Here is a 3,686-nt window from a genome sequence, read left to right as displayed (position 1 = left end):
GCAGCTGACACAGTTGGACCATCTTTAAAGAAAATTGCAGCTGCTTATGCTGGAAAAGAAGCTGACCTTATCAAGTTCTTAAAAGGAGAAGGAAAAGCTATCGTTGACCCGGCTAAAGAAGCTGTGATGAAGCCACAACTCAACACAACAAAAGCTATGAAAGACGATGAATTAAAAGCATTAGCACAATTCATGCTTTCACACAAGTAATTCTAAAAATAGGGGGTTAACAGCCCCCTGATTTTCTTCTGTCATGAGATTTTCAAAAAATATTTCGATCTTATTGATACTTATAATATCAAACATTTCTTTTGCGGAGGATGGAAAATTTTTATTTAAAAAGTATGGATGTGGTTCTTGTCATTCACCAACGGAAAGGCTTGCAGCACCTTCTTTTAAAGAGATAAGAGAAAGGTATGGAAAAAGTAAGCAAGCTATTGATAAAGTCGCAAAACTTATCATAAAACCAAATCCATCAAACTGGCCAGGATTTGCATATATGCCACCTTTTAACATTCCTTATGAAGAAGCAAGAAAATTAGCAGAGTATGTACTGATTTACTCAGAGAAAGAAAAACCTAATCAAACTAAATTTTATGACTTAGAAAGCGACCACTATTAAAAAGTTGGATGACCTATCAGCCAAAATACTATAAAAGCAAACAAGCTACCGATTAATGTCAAATACGAAGCTTTCCTGCCTTTAATCTGTTTAATGATTCTTGTATGTAAAATAAATCCATAAAAAATCCAAAGCAAAAATAACATCGTCTGCTTTATATCCCAAGTCCAATGTTTACCTATGTAAATAGCAGTCCATATAGATGATGCTATTAATCCAAGACTTAAAAATATAAAAGCTAAAATGACAGATTTGTACTCAAGATTTTGAATCAATGTTAAAGAAGAAGAAAATTTAGAGACAAAAAAAGAGTTTAGTTTTTTATTTTTCAAATCTCTATCTGTAAGAATGTATAAAATAGCAGCAATGGAAGAAAAAACTATTAAACCGTAAGATAAAATCAAAGATGCCACATGAAGATAAAACCAGATGTTGTTATAGATATTTTGAGTTTCTGAGTGTAAAGGTAAAGAAAAAGCTGTCAAAAACATAACCAAAGGGGCAATCAGAGAGCCAAACTCTATTATTTTTTTTCTGTAAGCAAAGGAAAACCCATAAAAAACAGCTGATATAATAATCGCTAAAAAGCTTAAAAGTTCTTCCAAAGTGTTTAAAGGCAAGGCTTTAATTTCATAGGTTCTTAATAAGAATACTAAAATTTGAAGTGTAAACCCGGCTCCAAAGAAAGAATAGCCGAGTTTTTGGTATTTAGAGTTTTTTGTATATAAATAAACCCAAAAGCTAATTGAAGATAAAAAGTATATGACTATAAATAAAATCGTAAAAAGCTTAAACATCCAGCACCTTCTTAGGTTTTTATTTTTAATTATAACAGAAAAATTATGATTTTAACTATGACGAATAGAGACTGCTTGAAAAATCCACACTGTCATTCTGCAGCCGGCGAAGAATCTCCTGTTTTTATTTTCAAGACAAAAATCAAAATAGGAGATCCTTTGGCTTTACAGTCTCAGGATGGTGCGGAAAGGTAAGCTTACTAAAATTTTTACAGCATTCTCAATATGAATAGAAATGACTTTTATCATCAGGATTTTGAGTTTAGAATATTAAAATATTATAATATTTCAAAAGATAAAAAGAATTGGAGATAAGAATGTACTTAGATAAAGAGACGTACAAAAAAATACATATATCCGTTAAAGAGTTAAAAGAAAAGATAGATAAGGGCGAAGATTTTATATTGTTAGATGTTAGAGAGCCGCAAGAATACGCTTTTTCAAGAATTAAAGAGAAAGATGCGATGCTTGTTCCACTTATGAGTCTTCCAAAAGTTATAAACAGCCTTCCAAAAGATAAGGACATATATGTATTTTGCAGAAGTGGAAACAGAAGTCTTCAGGCTACTTTATGGCTATTGCAAAATGGATTTACCCGTGTTAAAAACGTAGAGGGTGGTATTTTAGCTTGGTCTGACGAAATAGACCCAACCGTGCCAAAATATTAAAATAAGATTTTTAAATCTTTTTTAATCAAATACTTAATATAAATTTTATATGCTTCTTCCTTTTCTGATTCTGTTAAGTTAATGTTTGAAAAATGTTTTTCAGCTTTTTTTATGTATTTGCTTAATTTTTCTGGTGGTAAATTTTTCAGCAAATAATCAGCTACAAGGTCGGACAAGTAGACATTTTTAAGATAGTCGTTTAACATTTCAAGCTTTGACATATTTACAATACTTACAGGAATGCTGTATTTATCAAATAATAAACTCCATTTTTCAGGCAAGGGAGATTTAGAATTAAATGCTTTGGCTTTAGGCTTTAGAGTTTCTTTATTTTCCGGCGGCTTAGTTTGAAGATTATTTTCAATTTCTTTATGATTGACAAGTGATAAATCTTTTAGGTGCCTAACCAATTCTTTTTCGAGATTTTTTAAACTTTTTGGTCTTTTATCAAGCAAGTTGATTGCTTCAATAATATCTTGAAGTTCATATTTTTCCGTTAAAGATTCTAAAAATTCTCTTTCTTTTGGGTTTAGCTGAGTAGGAAGAATGTTAAACTTATTTAGATAGTGATTTATGACTGCATCTTTTTTAGACTCATCCATTTGTAGAATATCTCCGCTGAGTTTTCTAAGGTTGATGTATATTTTAACGCTTCGTTAATGGTTTTTCCTATCGAAAATGAGCCGTGATTTTTGACTATACAAATTTTATAACCTTCCTGAAATAATTTACTTACCCCAATAGCAAGCTCTAAGGATGCTGATGGTTTTTCTACTTCTAAAATTGGTACTTTTTTTATGAATAATTCTCCTTCTATATCCATTGGTATAAATTCTCTTAGAAAGTAGCCTAAGGCTGTGGCTGTAATTGGATGAGCATGGACTACTGCATTTATGCTTGGATTGTCTTTATAGATCTGTCTGTGGACGATAAGCTCTATCGATGCTTCTTTATCTTGTTCTGTTTCTTTGTAGATTGGAAGCTTTATAATATCTTCTTCTGTCAAAAAGCCTGCCATTCTTCCTGTTTTTGTGATGTAAAGATATTCTCCATCTTTTATGCTAAGATTTCCACCATGGGATGATACGAGCTTTAACTCGTGTAAAACTCTTCCGGTGAAGATTATTTGCTGGATTATATCATTCAAGGTTAAAATTCCTTTCCGGGTTTTGTTTTATCTAATTATATCAGAAATTTTTGTGGCTTTAATAAGCTTGGTTTGATAATGAGTGGGCTGTAGAGTTCTTTAAAATGCTTAGGGGAGAGAGGAGAGTGAGCGTTTCGTGTATTGATTACATACTCTTTATAAATTCTTTACATACTAATTGTATGTTATTATAAATTCTTTACGATTAATTGTATTTGTTTGTTATTTTTATTGTGCTCTTTTAAAGAAGAATAATATTAATAAAATTATTAGTGTGATAATATTTTTTACATTTTTCATTTTTTTCCTCTTTTTTTGCTTTTAGTGTTGTGGACATTAGTATATTACGTGAAAACAAAGTTGCAAGAGGTAGGCTTGTTTTTTAAAAATATACAAAAGCTAAACTTGAGTATATCATAAAATATATTTTGCATTTCTGCAGGGTATTGCAT

At 30.7% G+C, this 3,686-nt stretch carries 6 protein-coding genes; 3 read left to right on the top strand and 3 right to left on the bottom strand.

Annotated features, from left to right (window positions below; genetic code table 11):
- Positions 1-210: c-type cytochrome (locus SULYE_RS06920; protein ID WP_007547889.1), on the top strand; the 210-nt coding region annotated here is incomplete at its 5' end.
- Positions 211-253: 43 nt separating this feature from the next.
- A complete protein-coding gene (locus SULYE_RS06915; RefSeq protein ID WP_007547888.1) occupies positions 254-622 on the top strand; it encodes a c-type cytochrome in 369 nt (122 codons plus the stop codon).
- On the opposite strand, the gene ccsA is transcribed toward SULYE_RS06915, so the two are convergent.
- A complete protein-coding gene (gene ccsA, locus SULYE_RS06910; RefSeq protein WP_007547887.1) occupies positions 619-1,419 on the bottom strand; it encodes a cytochrome c biogenesis protein CcsA in 801 nt (266 codons plus the stop codon). The genes SULYE_RS06915 and ccsA overlap by 4 nt on opposite strands.
- Positions 1,420-1,736: 317 nt before the next feature.
- Between ccsA and SULYE_RS06905 the strand changes: the two genes are divergently transcribed.
- A complete protein-coding gene (locus SULYE_RS06905) occupies positions 1,737-2,087 on the top strand; it encodes a rhodanese-like domain-containing protein (protein ID WP_007547885.1) in 351 nt (116 codons plus the stop codon).
- Here SULYE_RS06905 and SULYE_RS06900 read toward each other — a convergent pair.
- Together SULYE_RS06900 and SULYE_RS06895 are read right to left on the bottom strand one after the other, a co-directional pair.
- Positions 2,084-2,689: a hypothetical protein gene (locus tag SULYE_RS06900; RefSeq protein ID WP_007547884.1), complete on the bottom strand. Its 606-nt coding sequence runs from the start codon at positions 2,687-2,689 to the stop codon at positions 2,084-2,086. The two genes, SULYE_RS06905 and SULYE_RS06900, sit on opposite strands and share 4 nt — an antisense overlap.
- Positions 2,659-3,234 carry a class II aldolase/adducin family protein gene (locus tag SULYE_RS06895; protein ID WP_007547883.1) on the bottom strand — a complete coding sequence of 192 codons (576 nt, stop codon included), beginning with the start codon at positions 3,232-3,234 and terminating at the stop codon, positions 2,659-2,661. Before SULYE_RS06895 ends, SULYE_RS06900 begins: the two co-directional genes overlap by 31 nt.
- Positions 3,235-3,686 lie beyond the last annotated feature (452 nt).

Source organism: Sulfurihydrogenibium yellowstonense SS-5, from assembly GCF_000173615.1.
GTDB lineage: Bacteria > Aquificota > Aquificia > Aquificales > Hydrogenothermaceae > Sulfurihydrogenibium > Sulfurihydrogenibium yellowstonense.
This window is presented reverse-complemented; position numbering and strand designations above follow the sequence as displayed.

What these genes read in the sequence shown, in the direction of transcription:
- SULYE_RS06915 (WP_007547888.1), top strand. Translation starts at nt 254, where the DNA reads ATGAGATTTTCAAAAAATATTTCGATCTTATTGATACTTATAATATCA.
- ccsA (WP_007547887.1), bottom strand. Translation starts at nt 1,419, where the DNA reads ATGTTTAAGCTTTTTACGATTTTATTTATAGTCATATACTTTTTATCT.
- SULYE_RS06905 (WP_007547885.1), top strand. Translation starts at nt 1,737, where the DNA reads ATGTACTTAGATAAAGAGACGTACAAAAAAATACATATATCCGTTAAA.
- SULYE_RS06900 (WP_007547884.1), bottom strand. Translation starts at nt 2,689, where the DNA reads ATGGATGAGTCTAAAAAAGATGCAGTCATAAATCACTATCTAAATAAG.